Genomic DNA, 16,381 nt, shown 5'->3' with positions numbered 1-16,381 from the left:
TGTTCTTATAATGAAAAAGCCGGACAAATACTTGTCCGGCTTTTTCGTTTATTCTATCTTATCCAAATCTTCTTCGTAATAAAACTCTGCATCAAAGTCATCATCGTCTTCATCATCCCAATCGTCCTCAACATAATCATCTTCCGGAATTTCATCTTCATCCTCATCAAACTCAATCTGTTTTATATCCAGATTTCGGTGAGATATTTCAAATGATTTTTTATACTCTCCATCTGCATTTAGCTCTCTCCATAACAAGTCTTTCAGTTCGGTAATCCCCATACCGGTTATAGAAGAAATAAAGATATGAGGTATGTCAGGTAAATCTTCAGACAAAGCCTGCATCAGTTCTTCATCCAACATATCAGACTTAGTAATAGCCAAAACACGTCTCTTGTCTAAAAGCTCCGGATTATAGTTTGCTAGTTCATTAAACAAAATTCTATATTCTGCATGAATATCTTTCGCTTCAGCTTCTATCATGAATAGTAGCAGTGAATTACGCTCTATATGACGTAAGAATCTCAAGCCTAACCCCTTTCCTTCACTAGCACCTTCGATAATACCTGGTATATCAGCCATAACGAAAGATTTATAATCTCGATAACCAACAATACCAATCTTTGGCTCAAGTGTTGTAAACGGATAATTTGCTATTTTAGGTTTGGCAGCAGAAACAACCGAAAGCAAGGTCGATTTACCTGCATTGGGAAATCCAACCAGACCAACATCGGCCAAAACTTTCAATTCAAAGATTACACGACGTTCTTCGTAAGGTTCTCCAGGCTGAGCATAACGCGGAGCTTGATTGGTAGGTGTCTTGAAGTGAGTATTTCCTCTACCTCCACGACCTCCTTTCAGCAAGATCACCTCTTGTCCGTCTTCTGTTACATCGCACAAATATTCTCCGGTTTCGGCATCATAAGCAACTGTTCCACATGGTACTTCTATTATTTTAGACTCTCCACTTTTTCCAGTACTCATACGTCTGGAACCACCCTCGCCATGCCCTGCCAGTATGTGACGTTGAAATTTTAAATACAGCAAGGTCCACATATTACGATTTCCTCGCAATATAATGTCTCCCCCATTTCCTCCGTCACCACCATCAGGTCCTCCTTTGGGAATGTATTTTTCACGACGGAAATGGGTCGAGCCACGACCACCTTTACCCGATCGGCAATATATTTTGACGTAATCTATAAAATTTGAATCTGCCATATTTCTTTTTTATAATACAAAAGAATTCCTCTTTTGTATTAAGCACTCCTTATGCTTTTAGATGACAAAGGAAGCTATAAGATGTCCTATAACTTCCTTTTGCACATTTATTTTTATTTTATTTTATCTACAGCCTCTGCTATACGCTCGAAGATTTCATCAACTGTACCTACACCTTTGATAGAAGCCAGTTTTCCAGTTTTCTCGTAGTGTTCTTTTAGAGGTGATGTTTGATTTTTATATACGTCAAGACGTGATTTTATTGTTTCCATATTGTCATCAGAACGACCTGATTGTTGACCTCGTTTGATCAAACGCTCAATCAATTCCGGCTCTTCAACTTCTAAGCTTACAACAATAGAAACTTCCTGACCTCTTTCTTTCAACATCTCATCCAACGCATCGCTTTGAGGTATTGTACGAGGAAATCCATCGAAAATAACACCTGCTGCATCTTTTTTTGTATCTAACACATTTGCTAGCATACCAATTACAACATCGTCTGGAACCAACTGTCCTTTAGCGATATAACCTTCAGCTAACTTTCCTAATTCTGTACCATTTTTCATTTCTGCACGTAATACATCACCTGTAGAAATGTGTGCTAAGTTGTATCTCTTAATTAAATTTTCACTCTGAGTTCCTTTTCCCGAACCCGGTGCTCCAAAAATAACAATATTCAACATGTCTTTTAAGTTACAAAATAGATTTGACAGTTTCAAATCTATTATTTATTTATATTATCCTTTTATTTTATAAATGTCAGGTAGATTGCGTCCGTATCCATCATAGTCCAGACCATAACCTACAATAAAATCATTTGGTATCTCTAGTGCTATATAGTCTAGCTTTACTGAATGTTTCAATGCTGCTGGTTTTAAAAGCATTGCAGAGACTAGAATTTCTTTTGGCTCATCGCATGCTAGCTGATCCAGCATCTGAACTATTGTATGACCTGTATCGACAATATCCTCTATAATTACAATTGTACGACCTTTGATATCTTCTTCTAGCCCATATACTTCTTTAATTTTTCCGGTTGAGGCAGTTCCCTTATAGGAAGACATTTTCACAAATGACACTTCTGAAGGGATACTGACACGTTTCATCAATTCTGATGCATACATAAATGATCCGTTCAGTACGCAAATAAACAACGGATTCTTTCCGGCTAAATCTTTATTTATCTTTTCTGCTACATCTGCAATAGCCTTTTCAATAGTTTCTTGACTAAGGAATAGTTCAAATTCTTTATCCTTAACTTTAACAGTCTTCATGGATGAACGTTCTTAAATATTAAATAATTAGCAAAAGTAGTATAAATCACTCAATTTTGTATAACTAATTTGCTTTTTTATCCAATCCAACCATTGATATTAACATACCATAAACAATAAAAGGCACCTCTTTTGGGCACCTTTTATTATATATAGCTTTTTTTTTATTATTGAGGCATTCCGTATACTTCCTCACATGGTTGAACGATAACCCATCCTTCACCTTCGAACATCAACTGAAAACTTTCACCACTACCTCTACCAATAAATGTTTTTAGAGAGATATCTGTTTTCATTTGGGGGTTAAGATTACCAGACCACGCTACAGTCGCATTGGGATCTGTAAATACTGGTTGTCCAGGTTTAACTAACAAAGTCATAGGGTTTCCATGAGTAGTAATTGCAACATGACCGGTTCCGTTCAGACGTGCCTGGAACAAGCCTCCTCCCATAACTCCGGCAATACTTTTCATCATTTTCACTTCTGATTTGATAGAAGCTTCGTGAGCTAAAATATCGTTACCATTTACTACTATATTTTCATTTTCCAGATACAAGATTCTCACTCTTTTCTCTAAATCGGCAACATATACACGACCTGTACCTGTAGTCTCCATCATTGTGGTTCCCTCTCCAGACACTGTCTTCTTTAAAAGATTTCCGATTCCTTTACTCAACATCCCCTCTCTTTTGAACTTCACGTTACCAGTATAGGCAACCATAGCTCCTTTTTTTACCATAACCATTTGGTCATTCAGGTTTAGTTCGAGCATATAAGGGCTTTCCAGTTCAAAGAATCCATTTTTCGTTTCGTCCTGAGTCGTTTCTTCAATAAAAGATTTGATAGAATACTTGTTCATAATGTAATGTGTTTTGCGTTTGTTTATATTTCAATTTCCTTTAGTTTGTTAAAGAATTAGCTTTCCTTAACAATCGTCTAAGGTAACATAAATTTGGGTATCTGCAAATTATTTCACAGATACCCAATCATTTATTTTTCCGTTTTATTATTCAACTAAAGCAAAATCCAATTGTTTTCGTTCAAGATTTGCTCTAGCAACCTTAATTGTTATCGGATCACCTAAACTATATACGCGTTTTTTGCGACGTCCGCGAAGACAGTAGTTCTTTTCATCGAACTCATAAAAATCATCATCCAGATCACGGATAGAAATCATACCTTCACACTTATTTTCATCTATTTCAGCATAAAGTCCCCATTCTGTAATTCCTGAAATTACAGCATCGAATACCTGTCCCAGTTTATCCGACATAAATTCTACTTGTTTATATTTGATGGATGCACGTTCTGCACTTGCAGCCAGTTGCTCCATATCGGAACTATGCTCACATTTACTTTCGTACAACTGCTTACTGGCACTACGCCCTCCGTCCATATATCGGGTAAGCAGGCGATGTACCATCATATCGGGATAGCGGCGAATAGGAGATGTAAAGTGAGAATAATAGTCAAAAGCCAATCCGTAGTGACCTATATTTACTGTAGAATAAGTGGCTTTAGCCATCGCTCGTATGGCAATAGTAGAAATCAAGTTTTCTTCGGCCTTTCCACTTACTTCGTCCAACAAATGATTAATTGACTTTGATACTGAAGTTTTGGTTCCATCAACCTTTATCTTGTAACCAAATCGGCGAATAAACTCCGATAGATTCTCCATCTTTTGGGCATTCGGAACGTCATGAATTCTATATACAAAAGTCTTTGGATTCTTATTCTTTGCAACCTTGCCTATAAACTCTGCAACTGTTCTGTTTGCCAAAAGCATAAACTCTTCTATCAATTTGTTAGAGTCTTTTGCATATTTGAAATAGACACTCAACGGTTTACCTTTCTCGTCAATTTCAAATCGAACTTCATGTCTATCAAAAGCTATTGCCCCATCTTTGAAGCGTTTAGCTCTCAATCTTTTAGCCAGATCATTCAATTTAAGTATTTCATCTTTATATTCACCTTCGCCTGTCTCGATTATATCTTGTGCTTCTTCGTAGGTGAATCGTCTATCAGAATTAATTATAGTGCGAAGGATACGATAGTTTTTCACATTTGCCTCATCATCCATTTCAATCACAGCCGAATAACACAATTTATCTTCGTTAGGACGAAGAGAACAAAGGTTATTACTCAACCGCTCCGGCAACATAGGGATTGTGCGGTCGACCAAATAAATGGAAGTAGCACGACTCTCAGCCTCCTTGTCTATAATATCTCCTTCTTGTACAAAATATGTTACATCGGCAATATGAATTCCTACTTCCCAATTTCCATTATCCAAATGTTTGATGGATAATGCATCATCAAAGTCTTTTGCATCGCGTGGATCTATTGTGAAAGTTAATGTATTTCTAAAATCTTCGCGACGGGCAATTTCTTCTTCCGGAATAGCATCCGGAATTTTATTTGCAGCTGCCTCCACTTTTGCAGGATATTTGTACGGCAAACCAAATTCTGCCAGAATAGCATTCATTTCTGTATTATTTTCTCCGGCCAGACCAAGTATATCAATTACTTTTCCGATCGGATTTTTTGCTTTTTTAGGCCACTCTACGACCTCTACAAGCGCCTTATCTCCATCTTTTCCTCCTTTAAGGTTCTCTCTTGGGATAAAGATATCATTTGCAAGGAACTTACTATCCATTACCAGAAAAGCAAAGTGTTTCTGAACATCGAGTACACCTACAAAGGTCGTACGTTTACGTTCCAGAATTTCAACTACTTCTGCTTCAGGCGCTCTTCCTTTACGCTTTGCCAGCATTTGCACTTTCACTCTATCGCCATCCATCGCATGTTCAGAGTTACGCTCAGCGATAAATATATGTGAATCCTCGGCGTCTCCATCAGGGACAAAGAAATTCTTTCCGTTACTTCTTCTTTCAAAAATACCTTCCAGAAATAAACCTCTATTATTAGATTTAAACTTTCCCTTAGCTGTTTCTACAATAAAGGCATCTTCGAGCAGATTATACAATACATTAGCTACTATTTCTTTTTCAACTGGCTTTTTCAGCCCTATTTTTTCAACTATTTGTTTATGACTAAATGAGTCAGCAGAATTACTATTAAAGAAATTAACTATACTTTTTGTAATTTCTTTCTTGCCTCTTTTCTTATCTGACTTGTGCGGTATTCTATTTTTTCCCATAATTCGTCTTTTAAATCTATTTCAACAAATTATAAAATCGCTACAAAACCTCTTTTTTACATTGTTGAAACAATCAAATGTACAAAAAAGAATTAAAATGGCGTATAAGAAAAATAGATATTGAGCAGGCTTTATTATAAATTGTTTAATTTTGTACTTCAAATATTTAAATAACGATGTCCTACATATTAAACATAGAAACAGCAACAGAAGTCTGCTCTGTTTCAATATCAAAAGATAACGAAATCATTTACTATAAAGAAGAAACTAAAGGACCTTCGCATGCTGTCCTATTAGGCGTATTTGTAAATGATGCCATCAACGAAATGCGTGCAAAAAACATAAAACTGGATGCTGTAGCTGTTAGTTGTGGCCCGGGCTCATACACCGGTCTTAGAATTGGTATTTCTGAAGCTAAAGGACTTTGCTATGGTCTAAGCATCCCCCTCATCGCCATCAATACACTTAAAATAATGGCTCAAGGAATTGTTGATAATAAAGCAATAGACAATAATGCGATTCTGTGTCCTATGATAGATGCCAGAAGGATGGAAGTATATGACCTACTACTAGACACAGATCTAAATGAAATACGTCCTACCAGTGCAGATATTATCGACGAAAATTCGTTCGCTGATATTTTAAAGGAAAAACAGATAGTATTTTTTGGGAACGGTGCAGCCAAATGTAAAGAGGTATTACCAAAACAAAATACTATCTTTATAGATGGAATATATCCGAAAGCTTCGGATATGGTAAAATTAGCCAATGAAGCTTATGCAAAGCAAGACTTTGTAGACGTTGCCTACTTTGAACCATTTTATCTGAAAGAGTTTGTAGCTACAACTCCTAAAAACAAAGTACTGGGATAACTATAACGAAAAACAGCATGTCATTAATTAATATCATCATCCTATTCATTTGCTTCAATGTTCCAATCTATATACTGATCAGGCACTTTGGTGCAAAAAAGGAAGAATCGAAATTACTAGTAATACTTTCTATCCTGTCTTCTATCAGTTGGGTTTTACTGATCGGAATATTTTCTTATCTATACTTTGCCTCCAATACAGGCTCGTTAATAAGCTCTCTTCCTGTTGTTCTAATTGTGCTTATTGTTATTCTTACAGCTGCAATTCTGCTAATCAAGGCTATCGAATTATATAAAAAATAAGGCTGCAAATCTTACGACTCACAGCCTTATTTATATGCTTACGTTACCGGTTTTTATAGATATTTCTTCAAATCTTCTACCCAACAGTCAATACGTCCTTCTGTCTGATCGTACTCATTATCTTCATCAAGAGCCAACCCAACGAAACGACCGTCAACCAAAGCCTCCGAATCATCGAAAGTATAGCCTTCTGCTGATACAGAACCTACAATTTCCACTTTTCCTTTCAATGCTTTGTAAATTACATACATTCCTCCGGCAAAGCTAGTAGAGAAAGAAGCACTATCTCCTAATCCGAATAGAGCTACTTTTTTCCCAGTGAAATCTAATTTTTCAATTTTAGGAAGGAGGATATCCCAATCATCTTGAAGGTCTCCAATTCCTGTCGTAGAAGCTCCAAAGATCAAGAAATCATAAGACTTAAGATCTTCTACATTCAACCCATCAGCATTGTAAAGGTCAGCTTCACCCAATGCTTTCTGAAGTTTTTCAGCTACCGCCTCTGTGGCTCCGGTAGAAGAGCCGTAAACTATTGCAATTTTACTCATAACAAATTAATATATTACTGAATTGATTATCAACTATCTGGAATCATTCAAAATAGCAGGAGCCATAAAACTCTGAACTATTCCCCTTAGAGCCAGATACATGATAAACGCAAACCAAAGAATATTGTTCGCCGAAATATGAGAAAAAGCAAAATAAATAATAAAAAAGACAGCAACTGCAATAAGCATCGAATTCCGCATTTGATGCGAAGCAGTGGCACCCACAAAGATACCATCCCAAAGAAAGGCTGAAAAACCCGCAACCGGAATAAGAAGCACCCAAAACTGATACTCTTTACTTAACGCAATAATATTTTCTTTATCTGTCAACAACCTTAAAATATCTTCTAAGAAGAAAGCATAAACCGCAGTAAATAAAACAACGACTACGATTCCCCATGCAAATAACCGTTTGACCAAAAACTTCAGTTCTAATCTTTTATTTGCACCAATAAATTTTCCGGTCAAGGCTTCTGCTGCATATGCAAAGCCATCCATCATATACGAAAACAGAATAAACATCTGCATCAACAATGCATTTACTGCTAAGATATCCTTGCCCGATCGGGAAGATGCAGATGTAAAAAATGTAGTAACTGCAACCAGAGCCATTGTTCGGATAAAAATATCACTATTAACTTTAAAGAAAGGAATATATGACTTCAAGTCTCGAAGTACCATCAGATTAAAATATTTCTTTAGCCAGCCATATTTAAGATTCCACATCAAAAGGAAAAAGAAGAAGCCTGTATATTGGGCACAAAGCGTCGCAAAAGCTACCCCCTTTATTTTCATTCCAAATCCATACACAAACAAGAGGCTAAGCCCAATATTGACTACATTGACTCCAATAGCAACAAACATTGGTATTTTAGCATTTTGCATACCTACATACCAACCATTGAAAGTATACATACCCAATACAGCCGGAGCAGCCCAAACATACACATGAAAATAATCTTCAGCATAGCCGCGAACCATAGGATCTGCATTCAACAGATAAAAGCCTAGGGCTGTAATCAAGTATTGCAGAAGTATAATACAGATACCCGCCCCCATTGCCACACTCATTGATCGCAATAATATATTCGTTTGCTCTACTCTACTCCCTGCACCAAACGCTTGAGCAGTAAACCCACTTGTCCCCATGCGCAAAAAGGAAAAACTCCAGTAGATAAAGTTAAACAACATTGTAGCTAAAGCTATTGCTCCAATATAATCTTCCGAATCAAGATGCCCCACAATAAATAGATCAACCATACCCAACAAAGGCACAGTTATATTTGATATAATATTGGGAACAGCTAAACGTAAAATACTTTTATTCATAACTGATGCAAAAGTACGACTGATAAAGGACTATCACAAATATCAAAACACTTTAAGCAACTTACATCCATTTATCTTATCTTTATCCTCCAAAGAAAACTACGATTATCATGGATGTAAAAATTGAAGAAAGCTGGAAAGAGCAGCTAAAGGATGAATTTGAAAAAGATTATTTTATAAAGCTCACCGACTTTATTAGAAATGAATACAGGACAAAACAGATTTTTCCTCCGGCTAAGCTAATATTCAATGCTTTTGAACATACCCCTTTCAATCAGGTTAAGGTTGTTATATTAGGACAAGATCCGTATCACAATGATGGGCAGGCTCATGGACTTTCTTTCTCTGTTCCTGATGGGATACGTCAACCTCCGTCATTAGTCAATATTTTCAAAGAGATCAATCGCAATTTAAGCATTCCTGTTCCTCAGTCAGGCAATCTTACCCGATGGGCAAATCAAGGGGTACTCCTGCTCAATGCTACTCTTACTGTACAAGCACACATGGCTGGGTCACATCAGAAGAAAGGATGGGAATCTTTTACCGATGCTGCAATACATAAACTTGCAGAAAAGAGGGAAAACATTGTATTTATCCTCTGGGGAGCGTATGCTCAGAAGAAAGCTTCTTTTATAGATCCCAACAAGCATCTTATTCTAAAATCGGTACACCCGTCACCTCTATCTGCACACAATGGCTTCTTTGGGAATGATCACTTCAGCAAGACAAATGACTTCTTAATACAAAAAGGGATCAAGCCTATAGAATGGTAATCTAAACTTATTCTTATAAATAATATAGGGCTGCAAATTAAAATTTGCAGCCCTATATTTTCTTAAATACAGATTTATTATAATTCTATTTTACTCTTATCGATTTTCCTATACGTAACACTGTCTTCGTCGAAATACCATTCAACGAACACAATTTTCGTACAGATGTTCCATACTTACCGGCAATAGCCCCAAGGGTATCTCCACTTTTGATACGGTGGTAACTAACCTCTCCTGAAGCATATTTGTTTTTTACTGTAGCACTTGATCTTGTTGCAGACGAGGATGATGAGGCCAACAGATTCACATTAACTCCTTTCTTACTACGATCGTAACTAGAAGCTGTCACCAGATAATTATCTTTATGACACACTTTATTGTCAAAGTCTACTATGAATGTAGGATTAATAGGATTACCTAGGAAGCGGAACTCTAAATGAAGATGAGAACCTGTAGAACGTCCGGTATTACCACCTAAACCAATAGGATCTCCACTCTTAACAACATCATTTTCATCTACTAAAAATCTAGATAAGTGACCATATACAGTTTCCAGTCCGTTTGGATGGCGCAACACTACGTAATAGCCATAACCTCTACGTTCATATTGTTTTACGCGTACTTTACCATCAAATGCAGCATAGATAGTATCTCCCGTCTGAACCTTCAAGTCTATTCCATAATGCATTCGCTTACGACGTCCTCTCCCCCTCATTCCATAATGAGAAGTCACATGTCCCATCGAAGGCATTGTGAAATTATCAAGATTGACTCTGAATGTATCCGGAATATTTTCGATAGAACGATATGCATTCACATAACGGTTATTCCAAATACTACTATATAATTCCTCTGCAGGTATTTCATCGGCATCAAGAATACGTTCTTCTTGAATTTCCTTCAACAAAGAAAGATCTCTTTTTATCTTAATACCATCCGCATATAGATTCTCTGTAGTAGCTCTGCTGTGTCGCTGTTTATATTTCAGCTCAACACGATCAGAATTCTCTGCTTTATTGTTCGTAGTTCCTCCATTCGTCTGCGAGAAACTACTCATTGAAATCAAAAACATTGCTGCTATAGGAAGGAGGCAGCATTTTTTAAGCGTTAGGGTCAAATTATTATTTTTCGCTTGCATAATTTTATATCTCACTCTCTGAATATAAAAAAGATAAAACAGACAGCTTGTAATCAAAAATCTCTTCTTCTTTAAAAAATCTTTTAATTTCCTTTTCTGCCGATTCGACAGAATCAGAGGCATGAACGATATTTTCTTGCATACTTACAGAAAAATCACCTCTAATAGTTCCAGCAACAGCGTTACGTCCACATGTAAAACCAACAATAGAACGAACAACCTGAGTTGCATCTACACCTTCCCAACATAAAACTATAACGGGACAAGCTTGCATGGAATTTTTGACTTCCTGAAAAAACGGTTTATCTTTAAGATGTGCATAATGCTCATTTAAAACATTATCATCTAACTGAACCATTTTCATCCCTACCAATCGTAAACCTTTTTTCTCGAAACGAGACACTACCTCTCCGATTAAAGACCTTTGAACACAAGAAGGCTTCAAAATAACAAGGGTTTTCTCCATGGTTTACAAATAAAAGATAGGGTTCTGTCAATTATAATTTCCAAATATAGAAGATAAATAAAACAGTGACAAGTTTTTAACTTTTAAAAACCTATATTTTAACAGCTTTTTTGACATATTTAACAACATAGACATTGCTAATCAACTAAAAGTTAACAAATAGAGACCAAACATGCGTCAACAAACAGATGCATCTTTTTTAACATTTCCAAAAGATTAAAAGCATCCTTGTTTTAACATAAAAGCGAGAAGGAATATCTCATCTTTCTCGCTTCTTATGTATTAAATTTATCTTTTTGTCAGCCCCGATCAATCTTTGAACATCTCGTCAAAATCAACAACTTGTTTTCCTGGTAAAACTTGATTTAAAACAACTCCTATAATAGAAGCCAATGCCATACCCTCCAAAGAGAATCCTTTTCCGATATGAATTGCTGCTCCTCCAATACCAATTACAAGGATTACTGAAGCAATTATCAAATTACGCTTACGACTAAAGTCTACTTTATTCTCTACCAACATACGCAACCCACTAGACGCTATAATACCAAACAGCAGAATAGAGACTCCTCCCATAACCGGAGTTGGAATTGTAGTAAGCAACGCTGCAATTTTACCACAGAACCCAAATAAGATTGCGAAAACAGCAGCACCTACAAACAAATAGATACTAAACGCTCTGGTGATTGCTAATACACCAATATTTTCTCCATATGTCGTATTAGGAGGTCCACCTATTACTGAAGCAATCATAGTTGCCACCCCATCTCCAAACATGGAGTGATCCAATCCCGGATCTTTAATTAAATCTTTTCCCACGACCTTACTCAACACAAGTTGATGTCCTATATGTTCAGCAATAGGCACAATAGCTACGGGAACCATCATTAAAACTATTCGCCAAGTGAAAGAAGGTGTATAATCTACAAATGGGATCATAAACGGAGGTATCTCAAACCAATTTGCTTCTTTTACAGCATGAAGATCTACTACTCCCATGATTATAGAGAAAACATACCCACCAACAATACCAACCAACACAGGGATCACACTCAGAAAACCTCGTGTAAACATCGCTGTCAGTATGGTGATAAGCAATGTAACAAAACCTATCCATACATAATCGAGATCGTACTCACCTGCCGGATTATTCGTTGCCATCCCCACAGCGGTAACAGACAATCCAAGTCCGATAACCATGATTACTGGCCCAACTACAACAGGTGGCAATAATTTCATCAGCCAATTAGTACCTGCTTTAGCAATAATTAGAGCAACTATAGCATAAGTAATACCGACCAAGAAGCTACCTACCAGGAAACTACCTACAGCGACACCCGAAGCCGGATCTAACTCTAAAGCTTTTACTGCTATAATAGGATTAATAAAAGCAAATGAAGATCCTAGATAAGAAGGCACCCTGCCTCTTGTAATAGCAATAAAGGCTAACGTACCTATACCACTAGACACCAGTGCAACAGCCGGGCTCATTCCCGTCAAGGCCGGCACAAGCACCGTCGCTCCAAACATAGCAAACAGATGCTGAATACTCAACAACAACCACTGCGCAGGCTTAGGTTTTTCTTGAATACCAAGTACTACTTTCTTTTCTTCTTTCATTCCGATTTATTAATTTTTTGAATAATTAGGACAAAAAAAAAGCCGAATACAAAACTGTACGGCTTTCAAATATTTATATTTTGATAAAATGTAATCTCATTTTGGTTCTAAATGACTCCATAAATCATATTCTCAAATTGAGCCAAAATTAATAATTATTTTCCTTAAAACAACCTTCTATATTCAAAAAAACATATCCAGTTTTGCCAGCTATGTCATTTTTAACGATTAGGCTTTGAACAGAAGCTTATTCTTAAAACTAAATATGTACTTTTGCCCGAAACATAAAACGATAATGAGAAAACGAACATATACCCCAAAGGAAGAATTAGCAAATACCCTTTCTCATGGATTAGGATTATTACTTGGAGCTATTGCCGGATACCAACTCCTTTCAATAGCTATTTCGAGCAATGACAAATGGGCAATAATAAGTATTATTGCTTATTTATTTGGGATGTTAGCTTCTTATCTAACATCTACATGGTATCATGCTACTTCGGAGCCAAACCGAAAAGCCACTCTTCAAAAATGGGATCATGCTGCAATCTATTTTCATATAGCCGGAACTTATGCACCTTTTACATTATTAGCCTTACGCACCCAAGGGATGTGGGGTTGGACAATTCTATCCATAGTCTATATAGCGGCAATTACAGGCACTTTTTTCAGCTTCAAAAAACTAAAAGAACATAGTTATATAGAGACAATTTGTTATGTACTAATGGGATGCACCATCCTTATTGCATTAAAGCCTCTATACGATTCGCTAGTTGATATACAAAAAGTAGATTCTCTATATTGGTTAATCGCCGGAGGTGTAGCTTATATAATCGGAGCTATCTTTTACTCACTTACCAAACTGAAGTACATGCACACTGTATTTCATTTATTTGTTTTAGCAGGCAGTATCTGCCACATAATAGCGATATATATACTATTAAAATAGAAAAGACGTCACTTGACGAAGATGATGATTTGCTCCAAAACCGCCAATTGTTCCATATGACTGACTAATTATAGCTCCGGGCTTCTCATTCCACACACTTTTCCCATAAGGTCTTGACCCCACATCAAGGGCATTCTTCAATACCGCCGGCATCGAACGATTGTGTTCGGCAGTAACGATAAGTATTGCATCCAAAGACTTTATAGTTTCTCTAAATTTCGAATACTCTTCTATCTCTTCATCATCATAGTCTTGATTATAGATAGGGAGATTCCCTATTTCTACAATTTGCACATCAAAATGCTCCGGAGCTATCTCTATCAAGCAATTTGCAACACTTTTAGAATATGCATTCTTTCTAAGACTACCCACTAGTATCCCTATTTTCCTTTTCTTCATAGTTCTTACAGTTTGTTATTTACAGTATAAAAAATCAGCTTTCTAAGAAAGGCAGTAAATCTTCCTCAGATCACTTCTTCGCAAAATACAAAAAAACGAGAAGATACAGAGCCTATTTTCGAGAATAAGCAATAAAGTTTAATGCTATTTTTATTTCGGTATAAGAGTACTCTTCCGAGACCATCTCTTTTATTCTAGATAAAGAAGTCGCGGGCTCAACCACTTCCAGCAAGGAGAGTAATTTATTTAGTTTTGCTTCATCCATCAACGAATCTGGAGCCACATCTCCGCTTAAGACAAAAGAGACAAGATGACTTTCTACTGTATTTATAGTCAAGTTTCGTTCCGATGCTATTTCTTCGATAGATTTTCCTTCTTTAAACAAAGTCAATGTTAATTTTTGGCTATCTCCTTTCTGAGGCTTCTTTTTAGAGGCTTCTTCAAACTCTTCCGTCTTTTGTTTTTCAGGTATAAACAAATCAAATATCAACCCATCAGTCAGACAAACATCTCCATAACGGACAGTCTCCAACTTTTTTTGTAAACTTACCAAAGTCGCATAAATTTCTCTTGCTTTCCGTAAATAGAGTTTGATTCTTGTCGCATTTTTCAAACTTTCAAGATGCAGTTCGATAGGAGAGAGTATATACTGCTGTATATCGCGATGAAAATATAGTACACCTTTACATACCCTTTCCTGAAGATATTTCAGATTCACATTTGGAGATACCAGAATATGGTTTAATTCTCGTACAAAACTCTGCGCTATTTCCTGTTGCTCCACAGCTCTACTGCAAGCCTGAGCAATAATAGCCTGAGTTTCTTCCTGTTTAGGAATTTTCTTTTCTGAAGCTAATTCGTACAACGAACGCAAACTTCTGATAAAAGGCGACCAGTCAAAGTATTTCTTCAACTGTTCGGCACAATAACGAGGTTTCTCTTCTGCCAAGATCTGATACAAATAGCGAATATCATGCTCTGTTTTTGCAAACTCCATTGCATACGGATCTGTACTTATACTCTGCGGTGTTATCCGTGAATACAAGACTATTCCTTCTAACGATGTACAACGACTAAGGGCGACATAAACCTGACCGGCAGCAAAGGCCTGACCAGCATCTATAATTACACGATCGAAAGTCAACCCTTGACTTTTATGTATTGTTATTGCCCACGCCAACCGTATAGGATATTGAGAATAAGAACCCAAAACCTCTTCTTCTATCTCCCCCGATTCTGCATTCAGAGTATAGCGTATATTATTCCAGGTCTCCTTTTCTAACTCCATCAAATAGCCGTTCTCGAAACGGACTTCAATGCGATCAGAGCCCAGATGACTTATAGTAGCCAGCTTCCCATTATAATAGCGCCTACTTTCTCCCACGTCATTTTTCACAAACATGACCTGAGCACCTTCTTTCAACACCAGATTTTGCTCGGTAGGCAGTGAATTTTCAGAAAAGTCGCCTTTCACTTCACCTTTGAAAACAAATTCTTTCGTATCTAAACGAGTCAGTTCTTCCTTGTTTATCCGATCTGCTTTATAATTATGGGTACAAAGCACGACATATTTATCTTCTTCTGAATGTTTGAAAGTAGGATTGTATCGTTGATTTAATATCGTAAGGTCGTAAGGTGTGGTGCAATTATTTCTTATACGATTCAGGATTTCGATAAAACGCTGATCCTGCTGCCTGTATATTGTTTTTAATTCTATATATAAAGGTGTATTATCAGCCAAAGCCTGAGCATGAAAAAAGAAAGGAGATGGGTAGTAATATTTTAACTCTTCCCATTCGGCAGATTGCACAACCGGAGGCAGCTGAAACATATCACCAATAAATAACATCTGCACACCACCAAAAGGTCGTTGATTGTTTCTATATCGCTTCAACATATAGTCAATAGCATCTAACAGATCCGCCCGCAACATACTTACTTCATCTATAATAAGTAAATCCAATTCGCGAAGCATCTCGATTTTTGACTTGCGCAGCTTGAAGTGAAAGTCCAACTTCTTCTTTCCTTCAAAATTAGGGATAAATGGCTCAAATGGCAATTGCAACAGAGAGTGTAATGTTACTCCCCCCGCATTAATAGCCGCAACCCCGGTAGGTGCTGCGACAATGACATTTTTATCTGTATTGTTACATATGTAATGCAAAAAAGTCGTCTTACCCGTACCAGCTTTACCTGTAAGAAATACATTTTGAGATGTATTGCATACAACATCAGCAGCTAGCTTAAAAATATCATTCACAGCCAATAAGTCCATTTTCAGAATTATATCTATTGCAAATATAAGCTTAATTCCATACATTTATAA

General features: G+C 36.7%; 16 protein-coding genes. 4 read left to right on the top strand and 12 right to left on the bottom strand.

The genetic code is table 11. The features are described from left to right. Positions 1 to 48: 48 nt before the first annotated feature. The 5 genes from obgE to rnr form a co-directional block, all read right to left on the bottom strand. Positions 49 to 1,221 carry a GTPase ObgE gene (obgE, locus tag DHU68_RS10965; RefSeq protein ID WP_108823033.1) on the bottom strand — a complete coding sequence of 391 codons (1,173 nt, stop codon included), beginning with the start codon at positions 1,219 to 1,221 and terminating at the stop codon, positions 49 to 51. Between the two features lie 113 nt (positions 1,222 to 1,334). Then, a complete protein-coding gene (locus tag DHU68_RS10960; protein WP_108823032.1) occupies positions 1,335 to 1,907 on the bottom strand; it encodes an adenylate kinase in 573 nt (190 codons plus the stop codon). 54 nt (positions 1,908 to 1,961) lie between these two features. Further along, positions 1,962 to 2,498 (bottom strand): hypoxanthine phosphoribosyltransferase, encoded by a 537-nt coding sequence (gene hpt, locus DHU68_RS10955; protein WP_108823031.1) that lies wholly within the window; start codon positions 2,496 to 2,498, stop codon positions 1,962 to 1,964. Between the two features lie 167 nt (positions 2,499 to 2,665). Continuing rightward, positions 2,666 to 3,358, bottom strand: coding sequence for an AIM24 family protein (locus DHU68_RS10950; protein WP_108823030.1), 693 nt, complete (start codon positions 3,356 to 3,358; stop codon positions 2,666 to 2,668). A gap of 147 nt (positions 3,359 to 3,505) precedes the next feature. Next, on the bottom strand, positions 3,506 to 5,659 hold the full coding sequence (gene rnr / locus DHU68_RS10945) for a ribonuclease R (RefSeq protein ID WP_108823029.1): 2,154 nt from the start codon (positions 5,657 to 5,659) through the stop codon (positions 3,506 to 3,508). Between the two features lie 176 nt (positions 5,660 to 5,835). On the opposite strand from rnr, the gene tsaB reads away from it, so the two are divergent. Both tsaB and DHU68_RS14185 read left to right on the top strand, forming a co-directional pair. Further along, positions 5,836 to 6,531 carry a tRNA (adenosine(37)-N6)-threonylcarbamoyltransferase complex dimerization subunit type 1 TsaB gene (gene tsaB, locus DHU68_RS10940; protein WP_108823028.1) on the top strand — a complete coding sequence of 232 codons (696 nt, stop codon included), beginning with the start codon at positions 5,836 to 5,838 and terminating at the stop codon, positions 6,529 to 6,531. A gap of 17 nt (positions 6,532 to 6,548) precedes the next feature. Then, entirely contained in the window at positions 6,549 to 6,833 is a 285-nt protein-coding gene (locus DHU68_RS14185) for a hypothetical protein (protein WP_160111123.1), read from the top strand. A gap of 53 nt (positions 6,834 to 6,886) precedes the next feature. Here DHU68_RS14185 and DHU68_RS10935 read toward each other — a convergent pair whose 3' ends face one another. Next, a complete protein-coding gene (locus DHU68_RS10935; RefSeq protein WP_108823027.1) occupies positions 6,887 to 7,381 on the bottom strand; it encodes a flavodoxin in 495 nt (164 codons plus the stop codon). A gap of 33 nt (positions 7,382 to 7,414) precedes the next feature. Then, positions 7,415 to 8,710 carry an MATE family efflux transporter gene (locus tag DHU68_RS10930; RefSeq protein WP_108823026.1) on the bottom strand — a complete coding sequence of 432 codons (1,296 nt, stop codon included), beginning with the start codon at positions 8,708 to 8,710 and terminating at the stop codon, positions 7,415 to 7,417. A gap of 110 nt (positions 8,711 to 8,820) precedes the next feature. Between DHU68_RS10930 and ung the strand changes: the two genes are divergently transcribed. Then, positions 8,821 to 9,483, top strand: coding sequence for a uracil-DNA glycosylase (gene ung / locus DHU68_RS10925; RefSeq protein WP_108823025.1), 663 nt, complete (start codon positions 8,821 to 8,823; stop codon positions 9,481 to 9,483). Between the two features lie 85 nt (positions 9,484 to 9,568). On the opposite strand, the gene DHU68_RS10920 is transcribed toward ung, so the two are convergent. The 3 genes from DHU68_RS10920 to DHU68_RS10910 form a co-directional block, all read right to left on the bottom strand. After that, entirely contained in the window at positions 9,569 to 10,621 is a 1,053-nt protein-coding gene (locus tag DHU68_RS10920) for a peptidoglycan DD-metalloendopeptidase family protein (RefSeq protein WP_108823024.1), read from the bottom strand. Between the two features lie 4 nt (positions 10,622 to 10,625). Continuing rightward, entirely contained in the window at positions 10,626 to 11,087 is a 462-nt protein-coding gene (gene ndk, locus DHU68_RS10915; protein WP_108823023.1) for a nucleoside-diphosphate kinase, read from the bottom strand. A gap of 309 nt (positions 11,088 to 11,396) precedes the next feature. Next, positions 11,397 to 12,707: a solute carrier family 23 protein gene (locus tag DHU68_RS10910; protein ID WP_108823022.1), complete on the bottom strand. Its 1,311-nt coding sequence runs from the start codon at positions 12,705 to 12,707 to the stop codon at positions 11,397 to 11,399. A 295-nt stretch (positions 12,708 to 13,002) separates the two neighbouring features. Here DHU68_RS10910 and DHU68_RS10905 point away from each other — a divergent pair, with 295 nt between their 5' ends. Continuing rightward, on the top strand, positions 13,003 to 13,656 hold the full coding sequence (locus DHU68_RS10905) for a hemolysin III family protein (protein WP_108823021.1): 654 nt from the start codon (positions 13,003 to 13,005) through the stop codon (positions 13,654 to 13,656). Here DHU68_RS10905 and DHU68_RS10900 read toward each other — a convergent pair. Then, complete coding sequence (locus DHU68_RS10900; protein ID WP_108823020.1) at positions 13,648 to 14,055, bottom strand: NADPH-dependent FMN reductase; 408 nt, start codon at positions 14,053 to 14,055, stop codon at positions 13,648 to 13,650. The genes DHU68_RS10905 and DHU68_RS10900 overlap by 9 nt on opposite strands. Positions 14,056 to 14,167: 112 nt before the next feature. Beyond that, complete coding sequence (locus tag DHU68_RS10895; protein WP_255412486.1) at positions 14,168 to 16,375, bottom strand: helix-turn-helix domain-containing protein; 2,208 nt, start codon at positions 16,373 to 16,375, stop codon at positions 14,168 to 14,170. Positions 16,376 to 16,381: the final 6 nt, after the last annotated feature.

It is taken from the genome of Dysgonomonas sp. Marseille-P4361 (assembly GCF_900343125.1).
In the GTDB taxonomy this organism is placed as follows: Bacteria; Bacteroidota; Bacteroidia; order Bacteroidales; family Dysgonomonadaceae; genus Dysgonomonas.
This window is presented reverse-complemented; position numbering and strand designations above follow the sequence as displayed.